This window comes from Burkholderia sp. Ac-20345 (assembly GCF_017104825.1).
Lineage (GTDB): Bacteria > Pseudomonadota > Gammaproteobacteria > Burkholderiales > Burkholderiaceae > Burkholderia > Burkholderia lata_B.
This window is the reverse complement of sequence record NZ_JAAGPO010000124.1, coordinates 1-17,487: the sequence shown is the minus strand read 5'-3', so window position 1 is coordinate 17,487 and position 17,487 is coordinate 1. Positions and strand designations below refer to the sequence as shown.

The 17,487-nt window shown below is 68.4% G+C and carries 16 protein-coding genes; 8 read left to right on the top strand and 8 right to left on the bottom strand.

Translation table 11 applies throughout. The features are described 5' to 3' along the window. The first annotated feature begins 33 nt into the window (after nucleotides 1–33). The 5 genes from G3O06_RS32095 (at nucleotide 34) to G3O06_RS32075 (ending at nucleotide 5,635) form a co-directional block, all read left to right on the top strand. Nucleotides 34–1,263 carry an efflux RND transporter periplasmic adaptor subunit gene (locus G3O06_RS32095; protein WP_174974310.1) on the top strand — a complete coding sequence of 410 codons (1,230 nt, stop codon included), beginning with the start codon at nucleotides 34–36 and terminating at the stop codon, nucleotides 1,261–1,263. A 5-nt stretch (nucleotides 1,264–1,268) separates the two neighbouring features. Then, nucleotides 1,269–2,783 (top strand): efflux transporter outer membrane subunit, encoded by a 1,515-nt coding sequence (locus G3O06_RS32090; protein ID WP_205818616.1) that lies wholly within the window; start codon nucleotides 1,269–1,271, stop codon nucleotides 2,781–2,783. 28 nt (nucleotides 2,784–2,811) lie between these two features. Beyond that, on the top strand, nucleotides 2,812–3,507 hold the full coding sequence (locus tag G3O06_RS32085; RefSeq protein ID WP_011355331.1) for a heavy metal response regulator transcription factor: 696 nt from the start codon (nucleotides 2,812–2,814) through the stop codon (nucleotides 3,505–3,507). Next, nucleotides 3,504–4,943: a heavy metal sensor histidine kinase gene (locus G3O06_RS32080; protein ID WP_205818611.1), complete on the top strand. Its 1,440-nt coding sequence runs from the start codon at nucleotides 3,504–3,506 to the stop codon at nucleotides 4,941–4,943. Before G3O06_RS32085 ends, G3O06_RS32080 begins: the two co-directional genes overlap by 4 nt. Before the next feature lie 104 nt (nucleotides 4,944–5,047). Next, a complete protein-coding gene (locus tag G3O06_RS32075; RefSeq protein WP_174913635.1) occupies nucleotides 5,048–5,635 on the top strand; it encodes a LysE family translocator in 588 nt (195 codons plus the stop codon). A 10-nt stretch (nucleotides 5,636–5,645) separates the two neighbouring features. Here G3O06_RS32075 and G3O06_RS32070 read toward each other — a convergent pair whose 3' ends face one another. Then, the gene (locus G3O06_RS32070) at nucleotides 5,646–6,491 is read right to left on the bottom strand and encodes an AraC family transcriptional regulator (protein WP_205818609.1); all 846 of its coding nucleotides are present in this window, start codon (nucleotides 6,489–6,491) and stop codon (nucleotides 5,646–5,648) included. Nucleotides 6,492–6,700: 209 nt separating this feature from the next. On the opposite strand from G3O06_RS32070, the gene G3O06_RS32065 reads away from it, so the two are divergent. Next, nucleotides 6,701–7,495 carry an SDR family NAD(P)-dependent oxidoreductase gene (locus tag G3O06_RS32065; RefSeq protein WP_205818608.1) on the top strand — a complete coding sequence of 265 codons (795 nt, stop codon included), beginning with the start codon at nucleotides 6,701–6,703 and terminating at the stop codon, nucleotides 7,493–7,495. 24 nt (nucleotides 7,496–7,519) lie between these two features. Here G3O06_RS32065 and G3O06_RS32060 read toward each other — a convergent pair whose 3' ends face one another. The 5 genes from G3O06_RS32060 to G3O06_RS32040 form a co-directional block, all read right to left on the bottom strand. Continuing rightward, a complete protein-coding gene (locus tag G3O06_RS32060) occupies nucleotides 7,520–7,894 on the bottom strand; it encodes a hypothetical protein (protein ID WP_174974303.1) in 375 nt (124 codons plus the stop codon). Between the two features lie 214 nt (nucleotides 7,895–8,108). Next, nucleotides 8,109–9,179: an AI-2E family transporter gene (locus tag G3O06_RS32055; protein WP_205818607.1), complete on the bottom strand. Its 1,071-nt coding sequence runs from the start codon at nucleotides 9,177–9,179 to the stop codon at nucleotides 8,109–8,111. 129 nt (nucleotides 9,180–9,308) lie between these two features. Further along, nucleotides 9,309–10,418, bottom strand: coding sequence for an NADH:flavin oxidoreductase/NADH oxidase (locus G3O06_RS32050; RefSeq protein WP_205818606.1), 1,110 nt, complete (start codon nucleotides 10,416–10,418; stop codon nucleotides 9,309–9,311). Between the two features lie 141 nt (nucleotides 10,419–10,559). Further along, a complete protein-coding gene (locus G3O06_RS32045; protein ID WP_174913617.1) occupies nucleotides 10,560–11,246 on the bottom strand; it encodes a type 1 glutamine amidotransferase domain-containing protein in 687 nt (228 codons plus the stop codon). Nucleotides 11,247–11,656: 410 nt separating this feature from the next. After that, nucleotides 11,657–12,685 carry a substrate-binding domain-containing protein gene (locus G3O06_RS32040; protein WP_205818605.1) on the bottom strand — a complete coding sequence of 343 codons (1,029 nt, stop codon included), beginning with the start codon at nucleotides 12,683–12,685 and terminating at the stop codon, nucleotides 11,657–11,659. A 172-nt stretch (nucleotides 12,686–12,857) separates the two neighbouring features. On the opposite strand from G3O06_RS32040, the gene G3O06_RS32035 reads away from it, so the two are divergent. Beyond that, a complete protein-coding gene (locus tag G3O06_RS32035; RefSeq protein WP_205818604.1) occupies nucleotides 12,858–14,435 on the top strand; it encodes a glycoside hydrolase family 68 protein in 1,578 nt (525 codons plus the stop codon). 176 nt (nucleotides 14,436–14,611) lie between these two features. Continuing rightward, entirely contained in the window at nucleotides 14,612–16,249 is a 1,638-nt protein-coding gene (locus G3O06_RS32030) for a glycoside hydrolase family 32 protein (protein ID WP_205818603.1), read from the top strand. Nucleotides 16,250–16,343: 94 nt separating this feature from the next. Here the strand turns inward: G3O06_RS32030 and G3O06_RS32025 are convergent, their stop codons facing one another. Together G3O06_RS32025 and G3O06_RS32020 are read right to left on the bottom strand one after the other, a co-directional pair. Further along, on the bottom strand, nucleotides 16,344–17,093 hold the full coding sequence (locus tag G3O06_RS32025; protein WP_174913604.1) for an SDR family oxidoreductase: 750 nt from the start codon (nucleotides 17,091–17,093) through the stop codon (nucleotides 16,344–16,346). A 151-nt stretch (nucleotides 17,094–17,244) separates the two neighbouring features. Then, on the bottom strand, nucleotides 17,245–17,487 hold a 243-nt coding region (locus G3O06_RS32020; protein ID WP_241020351.1), incomplete at its 5' end, for a LysR substrate-binding domain-containing protein.

The following is a 17,487-nucleotide window of genomic DNA, read 5'->3' as shown; positions in this document are numbered from 1 at the left end:
TCGTCCCACTACCCGGTTGATTTGGTTGAATTCATGGAAGAGAAACATCACAGCTCCGTCGGCATCCAGGTGGACGAACACGGCATGCACCTGCCGACGCGCACGTCGGTATCGCGACGCGGGAAAATCGTCCTGGTCGTGATCGGCGTGCTGCTGGCCGCCGGCGCCGCGCGCACGGTCTTCGTCAACGTGCTGAACCGTAACCGGCTCGACGCGGTCGCCGAGCAGAACACGCGCCAGTACGTGACGATCGCGCATCCGGTCGATGCGGCCACCGGCGGCAAGCTGACGCTGCCCGGCACGCTGCGCGGCTTCGTCGAGGCGCCGATCTACGCCCGCGCGAGCGGCTACGTGCTGCGCTGGCAGGCCGACATCGGCGCGCACGTGAAGCAGGGGCAGACTCTCGCCGAACTCGACACGCCCGAACTGAACCAGGAACTCGCGCAGGCCACCGCGCAGCGCCAGCAGGCGCAAGCCGCACTCGCGCTCGCGAAGACGTCGTTCGACCGCGCGCAGCAGTTGCGCCAGCGCGATGCCGTCTCGCAGCAGGAACTCGACGACCGGCAAGGCGCGTTCAACCAGGGCACCGCAAACCTCGCCGCGGCCGACGCAAACATGCGCCGCCTCACCGAGCTGAAAGGCTTCCAGCGGATCGTCGCGCCGATCGACGGGATCGTCACGCAGCGCAACGTCGACGTCGGCGATCTCGTCAGCTCGGGCAACGCCGGCCGCTCGCTGTTCACGGTCGTGCAGGCCGACCGGCTGCGCCTCTACGTGCAGGTGCCGCAGGCTTACGCGCAGCAGGTGAAGGTCGGCCAGCACGTGAGCGTCGCGCAGGCCGAGCTGCCGGGCCGGACGTTCGACGGGACGATCACGCGCACGTCCGAGGCGATCGACGTCGCGACGCGCTCGCTGCAGATCGAGATCACGCTGCCGAACCCGGACGGCCGGCTGCTGCCCGGCGCGTACGTGCAGGCGACGCTGCCGATGACGCCGGTCGGCCGCCTGCAGGTGCCGGCCAATACGTTGCTGTTCCGCGCCGAAGGCCCGACGGTCGCGACCGTCGACGCGAACGGCCAGGTGCGCCTGAAGCAGGTGACGGTCGTGCGCACGATCGGGCAGACGCTCGAAGTCGACGGCCCGCTCACGCCGAACGACCGCCTCGTCACGAACCCGAGCGACGCGCTCGCGAACGGCGACCAGGTGATCGTCTCGGCGCCGGCCGCGAAGCCGGCCTCCGGCGCCGCGGAGGCGAAGTCGTGATCGCGATGCGCATCCGCCGGCGGCCTGCCGCCGTCTCCGCCACCGCCGTTGCGCTCGCGGCTGCCCTCGCCGGCTGCACGGTCGGCCCCGATTACAAGCGGCCCGACGTCGACACGCCGGCCGCGTGGCGGCTCGACCCGGCAGATTCGTACTGGCATCCGGCGGCACCCGCCCGTGCGCCGCTCGACCCGGCGTGGTGGACCGCATTCGGCGATCCGCAGCTCGATGCGCTGGAAGCCGAAGCGCTGCGCAACAACCAGAACCTGAAGGCCGTCGCCGCGCGCTACGACCAGGCGAAGGCGACGCTCGCGTCGGTCGCATCGGCGCAGTACCCGGCCGTCGGCCTGACCGCCAGCGGCCAGCGCTTCAAGATCTCGGCCGACCGGCCGCAGACCAACTACGCGACGCAAAGCACGGCGACCGTGCAGAACGACGTCCAGGTCGGCGCGGCCGTCAGCTATGAGCTCGACCTGTTCGGCCGCGTGCGGCGCAGCGTCGAATCCGCGCAGGCGACCACCGAGCAGGCCGGCGACGATTTCGCGAACGCACGCCTGGTGCTGACGGCCGATCTCGCGTCGAGCTATTTCGCGCTGCGCGAATTCGATACCGAGATCGACGTCGTCAAGCGCTCGATCGACCTGCAGCAGAAGGCGCTCGACTACGTGAGCGCGCGCCACGACCTCGGCGCGGTGTCGGGCCTCGATCTGCTGCAGCAGCGCGCGCAGCTCGACGCGACGCGCACGCAGGCGCAGTTGCTGCTCCAGCAACGCGTGCAGGTCGAAACCGCGATCGCGACACTGGTCGGCACGCCGGCCCCCGCCTTCTCGATCGCGCCGCGCGTCGTGCCGATCAACGCGCCGGCACTGCCGACCGGCCTGCCGAGCGACGTGCTGCAGCGGCGCCCGGACGTCGCATCGGCCGAGCGCGCGATGGCCGCCGCGAATGCACAGATCGGCGTCGCGCGCGCCGCGTATTTCCCGCGCATCATGCTGTCGCCCGATATCGGCTGGGACGCGACGCGCTTCGCGGGCCTGTTCACCGTGCCGGCATTGCTGTGGTCGGTCGGCGGGTCGCTCAGCCAGCCGCTGCTCGAAGGCGGCAAGCTGAAGGCCGGCGTCGATTTCGCGCAGGCCGGCTACGTCGCCGCGCAGGCCAGCTACCGGCAGACCGTACTCACCGCGTTCCAGGAGGTGCAGAATGCGGTCACGGGATTGTCGGTGCTCGCCGAGGCCGCGCAGCAGGCCTCCGCGGCCGTCGACGACGCGCGCAAGCTCGTGTCGCTCGCGCAGGATCGCTACGCGGGCGGGCTGACGCCATTCATCGACGTGCTGACGGCCCAGCAGCAGTTGCTGACGAGCGAGCGGCAGGCCGTGCAGATCCAGGGCCAGCGCGCGGCGCTCGTCGTGTTTCTCGCGAAGGCGCTGGGCGGCGGCTGGGATGGCCATGCCGCGGGCGGCCCCGCACCGGCCGAGGTCGCCACGGCAGCCCCGGTGCCGGCGGCGGCGCACCCGAGCCCTTAACCGGATTACCCGGACAACGGATTCGAACATGAAAGTCCTGATCGTCGAAGACGAACCGAAAGTCGTTGAATACCTGAAGAGCGGCCTGACCGAGGAAGGCTGGGTCGTCGACACCGCGCTCGACGGCGAGGACGGCGCGTGGAAAGCCGTCGAATTCGACTACGACGTGGTCGTGCTCGACGTGATGCTGCCGAAGCTGGACGGCTTCGGCGTGCTGCGCGCGTTGCGCGCGCAGAAGCAGACGCCCGTCATCATGCTGACCGCGCGCGACCGCGTCGACGACCGCGTGCGCGGGCTGCGCGGCGGCGCCGACGACTACCTGACCAAGCCGTTCTCGTTCCTCGAACTGATCGAACGGCTGCGCGCGCTGACGCGCCGCGCGCGCGTGCAGGAATCGACGCTGATCTCGATCGGCGACCTGCGCGTCGACCTGATCGGCCGCCGCGCGACCCGCGACGGCACGCGCCTCGACCTGACCGCGCAGGAGTTCCAGCTGCTCGGCGTGCTCGCGCGGCGCAGCGGCGAAGTGCTGTCGAAGACGACCATCGCCGAACTCGTGTGGGACGTGAACTTCGACAGCAACGCGAACGTCGTCGAAACGGCGATCAAGCGCCTGCGCGCGAAACTCGACGGCCCGTTCACGGACAAGCTGCTGCATACGATCCGAGGCATGGGCTACGTGCTCGAAGCGCGCGAGGACGGCGATACCGAGAGGCCCGCATGAAACGCTCGATCGTCCTGCGGCTGTCGGCGATGTTCGGCATCGTGTCGCTGCTCGTGTTCACGCTGGTGGGCTGCGGGCTGTTCGTGATGATGGAACGCCAGCTGTTCGCCGAGCTGCGCGCGACGCTCGACACGCGTGCCAAGGTCGCCGAGATGATCGTGTCGCATGCGACCACGGCCATGCGCGGGCGTCTCATGCAGGAAAAACTCGCCGACCTCGAACCGCCCGACGGCTCGACGCGCTACCAGGTCGACAGCACGAATCCGGACTTCCGCTTCGGCAAGCCCGTCAACGGCGTGCCCGTCGGCGAGCCGTTCGGCGCGTTCCAGCAATATGCGCTGAACGACAGCACCTACGACGTGATGACGAAGACCGTCACGGTGGCCGGCAACGGAGAGCGGCCGACATTGAACCTGATCGTCGCCAGCTCGTGCGAGCGCACGCAGCGAATGCTGCGCCGCTTCGGCTGGACGCTCGCCGCGCTGATCACGATCGCGACGATCATCACGCTGCTGCTGAGCCGCGCGGTGGCCCGCTTCGGGCTCGCGCCGCTCGACCGGCTGTCGCAGGACGCTTCGGCCATCAGCCTCGCGAACCGCCGCCAGCGGCTGCAGACCGACGCGCTGCCGGCCGAGCTGCGCGACCTCGCCACCTCGTTCAACGGCGCGCTCGACCGCATCCAGCAGACCTACGCGCGGCTCGAGGCGTTCAACGCGGACGTCGCGCACGAACTGCGCACGCCGATCAGCATCCTGATCGGCCAGACCCAGGTCGCGCTGACCAGCCGCGACCGCACGGTCGACCGGATGCAACAGACGCTGCAGTCGAACCTCGAGGAATTCGAACGGCTGCGCGTGATCATCAACGACATGCTGTTCCTGTCGCGCAGCGACCGCGGCGAACGTGCGACCGACCTGAAGGACGTGTCGCTCGCCGACGAGGTGCGGCGCATGCTCGACTTCCTCGAAATCCCGCTCGACGAGGCGCAGTTGCGCGCCGAGCTGCACGGCGACGCACGCGCGGCCGTCGATCCGTCGCTGTTCCGCCGCGCGATGACGAACCTGCTGATCAACGCGATCCAGCATTCGGCGCCCGGCGCGACGGTCAGCGTGACGATCGTGCGCCGCGATACGTTGGTCGAAATGTCCGTCGCGAACCCCGGCGAGCCGATCGACCCCGCCCGGCGCTCGCACGTGTTCGAACGCTTCTACCGCCTCGAGGAAGCCCGCGCGAACAGCAAGGAGAACCACGGGCTCGGGCTGTCGATCGTCAAGGCCGTCGCCGAGATGCACGGCGGCAGCGTATTCGTCGCGTGCTCGGGCGGCATCAACACGTTCGGGTTTTCGGTATCGACGCAACCCTGCGCAGGCGGCCCGCTGCGCCCGGCCGACACGCGCGATGCGCGGCCGGCGCACGCGCCGCGCGCATTGCACTGACGGCGGCCGCGCGGCCGCCCGCCGAGGGCAGTTTTCTTCAATACGGGCCCGTCCGGCTCCCGTAGTCTCGATGCGACTTTCGCCCTTTCGCATGGAGACATTCAATGAGCATGCTGGTTTCGATGGCCGCGTTCGCGCTCGCCTCGTCGATCACCCCCGGCCCCGTCAACATCGTCGCGCTCAGTGCCGGCGCACGGCACGGCCTCGGCGCGAGCCTGCGCTATGCGGCCGGCGCGACGCTTGGCTTCGTCGCACTGTTCCTGCTGATCGGCCTCGGGCTGCACGCGGCGCTCGCGCGCTGGCCCGTGCTGACGACCGCCACGCAGTGGTCGGGGATCGCGTTCCTGCTTTATATGGCGCTGCGGCTCGCGCTCGATGACGGCCGGCTGTCGGCCGACCCCGACGTGGCCGGCCCGTCGGCGGCGGCCGGCGCGGCGATGCAGTGGCTGAATCCGAAAGCGTGGCTCGCGTGCGTGGCCGCGATGGGCGCCTATGCGGCCGACGGCGACCGCGCGCAGGTCTGGCAGTTCGCCGCGCTGTATCTGGTGATCTGTTTCGCGTCGATCGCGTGCTGGTCGTATGCGGGCGCGTCGCTGCGGCACCGGCTTGCGAACGCGCGGCACATGCGCGTGTTCAACCGGCTGATGGCGCTGCTGCTCGCGGGCAGCGCACTCTTCCTGCTCGACGTGTAGCGCCTGCCGTTCAGCTCGTCGCGCTGCGGTACTGGCCGGGGGTCGCCGCCGCAATCCGGCGGAACGCGCGCTGGAAATGCGCCTGGTCGGCAAAGCCCGCGTCGAGCGCGACGTCGGCGATCGGCCGGCCGCGGCGCAACTCCGTGCGGCCGTATTGCACGCGGCGATCGATCAGGAATGCATGCGGCGTCATCCCGTAGCGTGCGTTGAACGCGCGGATCAGGTACGACGGCGACAGATCGGCCGCCGCGCAGATTGCATCGAGCGTGACGCCCTCACGGCAATGCGCGGCGATGTAGTCGGCCGCACGCGCGAGCCTGGCATTGTCGTCGCCGGCGCGCGGGCCGGGCAGTTCGCGATCGAGTGCACCGTGCAGCGTCGTGAAGAACTCGACCGCCGCGCTCTCCTTGCCGAGCGGATCGATGCCGGGCGCGACGAGCGTGCGGTAGAAGCCGCCAAATTGCGCGAACAGGTCGCCCCGCTCAGTCAACTTCGGCGAAAAACCGTGAAAATCACTGTTCGGGTTGCGGCCCAGCGAATGCTGCAGCCGCGCGAGCCACGGCACGTCGACATAGATCATCCGGTACGCCCATGCGTCGGGGCCGTACGGATTGCACGCATGCACCTGCTCCGGATCGATGATCACCAGCACGCCGCGCCCGACGTGCTCGTTCGTCGCGCCGTTCACGTAGGTGCTCGTGCCACCGACGATCGCGCCCACCGAAAACGTGTCGTGCGTGTGCTTCGCGTAGCAGATCGCGCGGCCATCGTCGACGGTGCGCGCCTCGATGAACGGCAGCGCGACATCACGCCAGAACGGTGACGGTACGACGGATCGGTTGGCGGTACGGCTCACGCGGCGGGCTCCCGGTTCGGACGGCGAACGCCCACCGTACAAGACTGTGCGGCGCCGCGCAACCGGATTGCCAGATCGCCAGATCGCCGGATCGCCAGATCGCCAGATCGCCGGCTTCGACGCCGGATCGCGCCGTTTCGCCTAAGCTTTGAATTCCGTCCGCCGCAGCGCACGCGGCGGTTCCCGTTCCCTCCTCTCCCGTCACGCTCATGCATATCGATCTGAAAGGCAAGACCGCGGTCGTCACCGCCTCCACCGCCGGTATCGGGCTCGCAATTGCCGAAGGGCTCGCGCGCGCCGGTGCGCGCGTCGTCGTCAACGGCCGCAGCGACGCATCGGTGCAGTCCGCGCTCGCACAATTGCGCGCCGCCGTCCCCGATGCGGGCTTCGACGGCATCGCGGCCGACTTGTCCGATGCCGCCGGCGTCGCGCGCATCACGCAGCACACGCCCGCGGCCGACATCCTCGTCAACAACGCGGGCATCTACGGCCTGAAGGCGTTCTTCGATATCGACGACGCCGAATGGGACCACTATTTCCAGATCAACGTGATGTCCGGCGTGCGCCTCGCGCGGCATTACCTGAAGGGGATGATCGAACGCAATGCCGGGCGCATCGTGTTCATTTCGTCGGAATCGGGCCTGAACATCCCGGTCGACATGATTCATTACGGCTTCACGAAAACCGCGCAGCTGTCGATCGCACGCGGGCTCGCGAAGCTCGCGGCCGGCACCCACGTGACCGTCAACTCGGTGCTGCCGGGGCCGACGATGTCGGACGGCGTGCGGGCGCTGCTGAAGGAAACGGCCGACGAAACCGGCCGCAGCGTCGAAGACGTGGCCGTGGATTTCGTGCGCAACCATCGCTCGAGCTCGATCATCCAGCGGCCTGCGACGCCGGAGGAAGTCGCGAACCTGGTCGTCTACGTGTGCTCGCCGCTCGCTTCGGCAACGACGGGCGCCGCGTTGCGGGTGGACGGCGGCGTGGTCGACACGATCGCCTGACGGCGGGCGGGCACGGCCGCCGCGCTAGCGCGAAGCGGCCTTGCCCGGCTGGAGCGTGCCCTTGCGGTCGGCGTTCATGCAGGAATCGAAGCCGTATTGCGTGACGACGCCGGCCCTGTCGAACACGACGAAATACTCGCGGTGATCGTTGCCGTGCTCGATGAAGTAGTTGTAGCAGACGCCGTCGCCGTTACGGACCATCCAGACGCTGCGCGGATTACCGGCGGCGCGGACGACATCGGCGCGCGTCGCGCCGTGCCGCGACGCGGCCCTCGCGAGCGGCGTGCGCGAATACGAAAATGGCAGCCACGAGTCGAACCACGCGCAGCCGTGCAACATCAGGCAACTGGCGGCCAAGGACAGCGTCGCTGCGGGACGGGCCATCTGAATCAATCGCATGCTTGGTGAAATCTGCTGCGCCGTGCCGGCGTGATCGAAAGCCCCATGCTACTCGACCTTTGGGTCCGGATCGAAAAGAAATGTAGAGATCTTTATCCCAATCCGTGCATTGCATGCTTCGGCACAAGCCTGATCGTCGCCCGTCGCGGCGGCCGATGCGCGCTTGAACGCGCATCCGTACCGCCGCGTCAAGCCGCCGCCCCGGCACGCATCGTCATGCAATCCATTCGGCCCACAGCATCGTCAGCACCGTCATCAGCGCGGGGCCGACGAACAACCCGATCAGGCCGAACGTCTCGGCGCCGCCGAGGATGCCGAACAGCACGAGCAGGAACGGCAGCCGCGCCGAGCTGCCGATCAGCACCGGCCGCACGAAGTGCTCCGCGACGAACACCACGACGAAACCGAGCACGGCTACCACGATGGCCCACATCGTCGCGCCCTGCACGAACAGCCAGAGCGCCGCGCCGCAGAACACGACGGGCGCGCAGAACGGCAGCATCGCCGCGATCGCCGTGACGAGGCCGAGCAGCGCCGCATGCGGGACGCCGGCCAGCGCATACGCGACGCCGAGCAGCGCGCCCTCGCCGAGCCCGACGACGACGAGCCCCGTCACCGTGCCGAACACGGCCGCGACCATCCGCTCGATCAGCTCCGCGCCGTTGTGCCCGAACGCGCGCCGCGCGCCCTGCAGCAAGGCTCCCGACAGCTTGTGGCCCGCGCGCAGGATCACGAACAGCGTGACGAGCATGAAACCGAATTCGAGCAGCGCGTGTGCGAGCTTCGTGCCGAACTGCCGGCCGAACGCGATGAATTTCTCGCTGTTGACGCCGTGCATCGCGCTGGCCGCATGCAGCGGATGGCCGAGGTTGGCCTGCCACCATTCGGTGATCTGCGCCGCGCCGTAAGGCAGCCGGCCGACCACGTCCGGCACCGGGATGCCGTTGTCCTGGATCGTGCGCAGCCACTCGCGCAGGTCATGCGCCTGCCCGATCGCCTGGGTCGCCGCGACGGCCACCGGCAGCACGACCAGCAGCGAGATCGCCGCCGTGATGACGAGCGCGATGAGCGTCGGGCGGTTGCGGAACAGCCGGTGCGATTCGAAGCGTTTCAGCATCGGCCACATCGCGATGGCGATCACGCAGGCCCAGGCGATGGCGGGAATGAAATCGCGGATCACCCACAGCGCGATCACCAGCAGCGCCGCGTACAGCACGGCACGGGCGACCTGCTGCGCGCGCGGCCGCGCGGCGGGATCGTGAGACGACGGGACATGTGCGCCCATGGCACCTCTGTCGAAATGAAAAAAATGGCGGCTCGCGCAGGCAACCGGCCTGCGCGAACCGCCATTCTATCCATCGGCGCCGGATCGGCGGCGCATGTCATGCGCGCGCCGCCCCGGTACCACGCCCGCTCAGGCCACCTTGTCGGCGGTCCGGTAGCGCTCGAGCCAGTGCGCGTACGGCGCGGGCAGCGTCCACGACGGGCGCTCGACGCCGAGCTGCTTGGCCGCGTAGTACGGCCAATGCGGATCGGCCAGATGCGCGCGGCCGACCATCACGAGATCGAGCTGCTCTTCCGCCACCACGCGGTTCGCCAGTTGCGGCGTGTCGATCCCCCAGGCGGACGACACCGGCAGCCCGGCCTCGCGGCGCACGCGCTCGGCGATCGGCGCGAGGAACGCCGGGCCCCACGGAATCTGCGCATCGGGCGTCGAGAACCCGACCGACACGCTCAGCATGTCGAGCCCTTCCTGCTTCAGCCGCTGCGTAAGCGCGATCGATTCGGCGAGCGTCTCTTCGTCGCGGCCGTCGTATTCGATCACGCCGAAGCGCGCGGTCAGCGGCAGATGCTCCGGCCACACCTTGCGCACGGCCGCGAGCGTCTCGACGAGGAAACGGCCGCGATTCTCGGCCGAGCCGCCGTATTCGTCGTCACGCTGGTTCGCATGCACCGAGAAGAAGCTCTGGCCGAGATAGCCGTGCGCGAAGTGCAGTTCGAGCCATTCGAAGCCCAGGTCGCGCGCACGCTTCGCCGACGCGACGAAGTCGGCCTGCACGCGTGCGATGTCGTCGCGCGTTATCGCGCGTGGCGTCTTCGGCAGATGCGCGCCGAACGGTACGGCCGACGGTGCGATGGTCTGCCAGCCGCGCGGATCGCCGTCGGCGATATGGTCGTCGCCTTCCCACGGACGGTTCGCGCTCGCCTTGCGGCCGGCGTGTGCGATCTGGATGCCGGGCACCGCGCCGGCCGCCTTGATCGCCGCGACCGACGGCGCGAACGCCTCGGCCTGCGCATCGGTCCACAGCCCCGCGCAACCCGGCGTGATGCGCCCTTCCGGCGACACGGCGGTCGCCTCGGCGATCACGAGGCCCGCGCCGCCGCGCGCAATGCCGGCCAGATGCACGTGATGCCAGTCGTTGACGACGCCGTCCTCGGCGACGTACTGGCACATCGGCGGCACCGCGATGCGGTTGCGCAGCGTGACATCCTTGAGTTTGAACGGTTCGAACAGGGCAGACATCCACGGCTCCTTTGCTTGGTTCTGCAAAACAACTGGAAACGCGTCGCGCAATGCGCACGACGGAACGATTCTGGCCGTCGCCCGGCGGCTTGCGCCCGGCGACGGATTCGGTACGGCGCCGGCCGTGCCGGCGCCATCGGCTCAACGGTGGCCGAGCTGCGCGAGCAGCGCCTCAGCGGCAGGCTCCGACGACGCGGGGTTCTGCCCCGTGATCAGCAGCCCGTCGGTGACGACATGCGGCGCCCAGTCGGCGCTGCGCTCGAATTGCGCGCCGTTGGTCTTCAGCATGTCCTCGACGAGGAACGGCACGACTTCCGTCAGTTCGACGGCCGCTTCCTCGCTGTTGGTGAAGCCCGTCGCGCGCTTGCCGCGCACGACCGATTCGCCGGTCTGCGGGTTCTTCACGTGACGCAGCACGCCCGGCGCGTGGCACACGGCCGCGACCGGCTTGCCGGCCGCCAGCGCGCGCTCGATCAGGCCAATCGAATGCAGATCCTCAGCGAGATCCCACAGCGGGCCATGGCCGCCCGGGTAGAACACGGCGTCGTAGTCGTCCACGGACACGTCGGCCAGCTTGCGCGTCGAAGCAAGCTCGGCCTTGGCCGCCGCATCGGCGTCGAAGCGGCGCGTCGCGTCGGTCTGGGCCGTCGGGTCACTGCTTTTCGGGTCGAGCGGCGGCTGGCCGCCCTTCGGCGACGCGAGCGTCAGCTCGACGCCCGCATCCTTGAACGTGTAGTACGGCGCGGCCAGTTCCTCGAGCCAGAAGCCGGTCTTCTTGCCGGTGTCGCCGAGCGTGTCGTGCGAGGTCAGGACAACCAGAATCTTCATGATCGGATACTCCTTCGAAAATGGATGGGGAACGGGGCCGCACGACCGGGCAACCCGGCCGACGCGGCACGCCTGTCGGTTAGTCAGCTGTGACGCGTCAACGTGCGACCCGCGTATCCGAATGCGACATGCGCCTATTAGACCAGTCGTCTAGGAAAATTCGAAATAAAAGGACGGCGTCTCGCTGCACCGCCAGCATCGCAGCGCGGAATGGCATTCACATGGCATTTTCGCGTCGTCGTTGCATGCGTCGCGGACGTCATCGCATTCATGAGGACGGATGATAGCCCTGGATTAGACCGGTCGTCTAGTAAACGGATAATCGCCCCTGCCGTCGTCATGGCCTTTTCGGAGAAGCGCGACCCGCCGGCGTCTGCAGTCACTCGCGCCCCTCACCTGCACCGCGCCGGCTAGCCGCGCAACGGACCGTCGGTGTCGCCTGCCTCGATTGCCGGCGCCTCGAGCCGCTGCTCGCGAACACCGTCGCCCAGCAGCCGCAGCATCAGTTCCGCCAGTGTGCGCCCCGACGCGTGGCCGGTCGGCTGCACGACCGCCGTCACGCGATACGGATGCGCGATGTCCGGCGGCACGCCGTCGTAGACGATCAGCGACATGTCCTCGCCCAGGCGCAGCCCGCTGTCCACGAGCTCCCGAAACGCGCCGCCGCCCGCGATATTGTTGTCGACCAGCACCGCCGTCGGCCGCTCGGCGCGCGCGAGCAGCGCCCGCGCCGCCTGCAGCCCGCCGTCGTGCGTAAACGGACACTCGACGAGCAGCGCCTGATCCGGCTCGATACCGGCTTCGCGCAGTGCCGACAGATAGCCTGCACGGCGCTGCGCGGCGAAATTCAGTGCCAGCGGCGCGCTGATCATTGCAATGCGCCGATGCCCGAACGCCGTCAGCCGACGCACCGCGTCCCGCGCGCCGGCCTCGTTGTCGAAATCGAACCACGCATACGGCTCGGCCACCCGGGTCCGGCCGTAGGCCACGTACGGAAACGCGCTCGCTTGCAGATACGCGATGCGCGGATCGTCGACCAGCGTGCGCGCAACGATCAGCCCGTCGACGAGCTTGCCGTCGACGATGCGCCGATAGGTGTCCAGTTCCGCGTTCGGCCGCGCCGACGCAATGATGAAATCGAGATTGCGTTCCGCGAGCCGCTCGGTGATGCCCGCGACGACCTCGCCGAAACGCGGATCGCCGAGATCGCCCGCGCCGAACGGATAGACGATCCCGATCACGTCCGCGCGCCCGGTCGCGAGCCGGCGCGCGGTCGGATCTGCCACATAGCCCATTTCCCGTGCAGCCCGCGCCACGCGTTCACGCGTCGCCTCGCTGACGTCGTCGTAACCGTTCAGCGCGCGGCTGACCGTCGTCCTCGACAGCCCGAGCGCGTCCGATAGCGCCTTCAGATTCACCTTCACCGTCGTTCCTCGCACTCCATGTGCCGCGCGGCATGCCGCGGGTCGGCAATTGTTTCCGTTCGGTAGTGATTACCGTCAAATAATTATCTTTTGACGTCCAAACCGGTTTGAAATAGCATCCAAACCGGTTTGGACATCGATGCCCACTCAGCCGTTCACTTTCACCTTTCCAGGAAACGACGACGAGATGACATACTTTCCCCTTTTCCGCCCGATCGCGGCCAAACGTCTGTTCCTCGCTGGCGGCGCACTCGCCGCCTTCGCGTCCGTCGCGCATGCGCAGTCCGGCGGCACGGGCGCGCCCATGCCCACGCCCCATACGCAGCAGGCCTACGATCCCGAAGGCAACTTCACGATGCGCTGGACGCGTGCGGACATCCGTCAGATCGCCGCGCAATCGCACACCGCCGGTGCGGACAAGAATTCGCTGCCGCAAGCGCTGACGATGCCGGACATCCCGCAGGATTTCCCGCTGATCAACTCGAACGTGTGGGTGTGGGACACCTGGCCGCTGGCCGACCTGCGCGCGAACCAGCTCAGCTACAAGGGCTGGGAGGTGATCTTCTCGCTCACCGCCGATCCGCATGCGGGCTACACGTTCGACGACCGTCACGTTCATGCGCGCATCGGCTTCTTCTACCGTCGCGCGGGCGTCCCCGCGTCGCAGCGCCCCGCCAACGGCGGCTGGACCTGGGGCGGCCACCTGTTCCCCGACGGCGCCAGCGCCAAGGTGTTCGGCACCGCGCCGATGACCAACAACGCCGAATGGTCGGGCTCGGCGCGCCTCACGCACGGCGACAACGTCAACCTCTACTACACCGCGACGTCGTTCAACCGCTCGGCACCCGGTGGCGCCGACATCACGCCGCCGCAGGCGATCATCACGCGCGCCGACGGTCACATCCACGCCGACGACAAGCATGTGTGGTTCAGCGGCTTCGACGATCACAAGGCGCTGCTGCAACCGGACGGCAACTACTACCAGACCGGCCAGCAGAACACCTACTTCTCGTTCCGCGATCCGTTCGTGTTCACCGATCCCGCGCACCCGGGCAAGACCTACATGGTCTTCGAGGGCAACACGGGCGGCCCGCGCGGCGCACGCACCTGCACCGAAGCCGATCTCGGCTACGCGCCGAACGATCCATACAGGGAAGATCTCAACGCGGTGATGAATTCGGGCGCAGTGTATCAAAAGGCCAATGTCGGCCTGGCGATCGCGACGAACCCGCAATTGACCGAGTGGAAGTTCCTGCCGCCGATCCTGTCGGCGAACTGCGTCGACGACCAGACCGAGCGCCCGCAGATCTATCTGAAGGACGGCAAGTACTACCTGTTCACGATCAGCCACCGCACGACGATGGCGGCCGGCGTCGACGGGCCGGACGGCGTGTACGGCTTCGTCGGCAACGGCATCCGCAGCGACTTCCTGCCGCTGAACGGCGGCAGCGGCCTCGTGCTCGGCAACCCGACCGACTTCTCCGCGCCGGCCGGCGCGCCGTATTCGCAGGATCCGAACCAGAACCCGCGCGAATTCCAGTCGTATTCGCACTACGTGATGCCGGGCGGGCTCGTCGAGTCGTTCATCGATGCGATCGGCCCGCGCCGCGGCGGCACGCTCGCGCCGACGGTGAAGGTCAACATCAACGGAACGTCGACGGCGGTCGATCGCACTTATGGACGCAGCGGGCTCGGTGGCTACGGCGACATTCCGGCGAACCTGCCCGCGACCGGTGCCGGTCACAACGGCGGCAACGGCCAGTGAAATCAGGATAACCAACAATAACGAACGCTGGTAAAGGCACGGGGTTACGGAGGCGCGTATCGCGCGTGTCGCGTGCGCGCCTCCCCTTTTTTCCCTTCCATCCATTGCGCACGCCGCCGTTGAAAGCGGCATGCGCCCTCCTTTCCCGCTTTGCACGGCGGAGCACGGGACCCCGCATGATATCGACGTCTTTCCGCTTTTCCATCCGGATCGCCCGGTTGCTGCTCGCCTGCGTGGCCTGCACCCAGGTCGCCGCCGCACCTTGCCAGGCGCCGGCTGAAAACGGCACGCCGCAATGGCGGCCCGCGCTCCACTACACGCCGCAGCGCAACTGGATGAATGACCCGAACGGGCTCGTCTACGACAACGGCCGCTATCACCTGTTCTATCAATACAATCCACTTGGCAACGACTGGGGCAACATGTCATGGGGCCACGCGACGAGCACCGATCTCGTCCACTGGCGCGAGCAGCCGGTCGCGATGCGCGCGAACGCGACGGAGGAAATCTTCTCCGGCTCGATCGTCGCCGACACCCTCAACACGTCCGGCCTGGGCAAGCCGGGCCACACGCCGCTCGTCGCGCTTTATACGAGCGTATACAAGGCGGGCTCCGGTCACGCGCCGGGCATCCAGGCGCAGTCGCTCGCGTACAGCGTCGACCAAGGCGCGACTTGGCAGCCGTACGCACACAATCCGGTGCTGACGCTCGATCCGGAATCGAAGCAATTTCGCGATCCGAAAGTGTCGTGGTACGCACCGGGCGGCTACTGGCTGATGACGACGGTGGTCGCCGACGCGCACGTCGTGAAGCTCTATCGCTCGGACGACCTGATCCACTGGAATTTTCTGAGCAACTTCACGCGGCCGAGCGTGCCGCACGACGGCGCGCTGTGGGAAATGCCCGACCTCGTGCCGCTGCCGCTCGACGGCAACCCCGCACGCATCCGGTGGGTCATGATCGTCAACGTCAATCCGTGGTCGATCGCCGGCGGCTCCGGCGCGATGTACTTCGTCGGCGACTTCGACGGCCGCACGTTTACGCCGGATCGGATCGCCCCCGCCGGCTCCGATCCCGCGCAATTCCGCTGGGTCGACCATGGCGCGGACTTCTACGCAGCCGGCACCTTCTCGGGCGCACCCGGCTCACGGCCGGTCGCGATCGCGTGGATGAGCAACTGGGATTACGCGGCGAACGTGCCGACCGCGCCGTGGCGCGGCGCGACGACCCTGCCGCGCGAACTGTCGCTGAAAACGATCGACGGCGAACCGACGCTCGTCGTCGCACCGGCCGCCGCGTTCGATGCATGGGCGGACGGCAGGCCCGCCGTGCATGAAGGCGACCTCACGGTCGATTCCGCGACACGTGTGCTGTCGGCCGCGACGCGCGGTGTCGTCCAGCGCATCACGGTCACGATCGCGCCGCAACACGCGGCACGTGCGGGCCTGATCGTCCGGCGCTCGGCGGACGGCTCGGTCGGCACCCGGATCGTGTACGACACGGCAAAGCGCACGCTGACGCTCGACCGTTCGATGTCCGGTGAAGCGAATTTCGCCGGTACGTTCAGCCGCGAACACATCGTGGACCTGCCGCTCGAGCACGGTCAGTTGCAGCTCGAGATCGTCGTCGATCGCGGCTCGGTGGAAGTGTTCGCGAACGGCGGCCGCGTGGCGCTCACCGACCTGATCTTCCCGCCGCTTGATGCCGACCGCATCGCCGTGTTCGCCGAGCACGGCCGCGCGACGTTCTCCGGGCTCACGGTGACGCAGCTCGAGGCCGGTGGCGGTAGCCATGGCGCCTGTGCGGCGCGATAGAGGTGATGTGCGGACACCGTCCGTGCGCACGTGACGGGAACTGTCCGCCCGGCGTGACGCCGGGCGGTTGCAGCCCCTGCCGGGGCCTCGCCGATCAGAGCAGCCCCATCCCGCCCGACGCGATGATCTCCGCGCCGACGATGAACGCGGATTCCGGCGCGCTGAGGTGCAACACCGTCGACGCGATCTCGTCCGGCGTGCCGAACCGGCCGACCGGCACGAGGCCCTTGATCTTGTCGGCCGTTTCGTCGAGCGTCGCCGCATCGAGCCCGAGCTTGCCGTAGAGCGGCGTCTGCACCGGCCCGGGGCTCACGACGTTCACGCGCACGCCGTGCGGCAGCAGTTCCGTCGACAGCGTCTTCGCGAACGAATTGACGGCCGCCTTGCTCGCCGCGTACACCGACGAGCCGGGCATCCCGATGTGCGCGTTGATCGAGCCGTTGATCACGATCGACGCGCCGCGGTTCAGCAGCGGCACCAGCGACTGGATCTGGAAATACGCGCCCTTCACGTTGGTGTTGAACACGAGATCCCACATGGCCTCGTCGCTGTCGGCGAACGGCGCGAGTTTCGCGACGCCCGCGTTGATGAACACGGCGTCGAGCCGCGCCCCCGCCGATGCGATCGCATCGGCCAGCGCGCGGGCCGACGCGACGCTGCCGGCCTCGTTGCGGATCGCCAGCGCGCCTGCGCCGAGCGTTTGCCGCGCGGCCTCGAGCGTCTGCGCATCGCGCCCGGTGATGATGACGCGCGCACCTTCTGCCGCGAATGCCTTGGCGGCCGCGAGGCCGATACCGCTGTTACCGCCCGTGACGAGGACCGTCTTTCCTTCGAAGCGTTGCATGATGTTCTCCTGTGAACCGGTGAGTTGACCGTGAATACAGAATGCGCGCGGCGCCCCGCCTTGCCGTACGACGTCCGCGATGAACATGTTCGAAATCTTCGAACGTGTTTGAGCGGGCGGATTCGGTTTCCCTGTTCTGTCCGGCGCTGTGTCAGCCGGCCACGTCGATGCCGTCGAGCAGGCGCTGCGCGAGCCTCGGTTCGCGCAATCGTTCGAGCCACCACTGCAACGCGCGGCCGTCCCGGTCGCCGTGCCACGCGACGTAAAGCAGGTTCGGCTCGCGCGGGTCAGCCGTCTGCTTTTCCACGAGTTCGCCGCTCGCGAGCAGCGACGCCACGCGCCGGCGCGGCACCCAGCCGACGCCGAGCCCGTCGCGCTGCGCGAGGATCTTCGA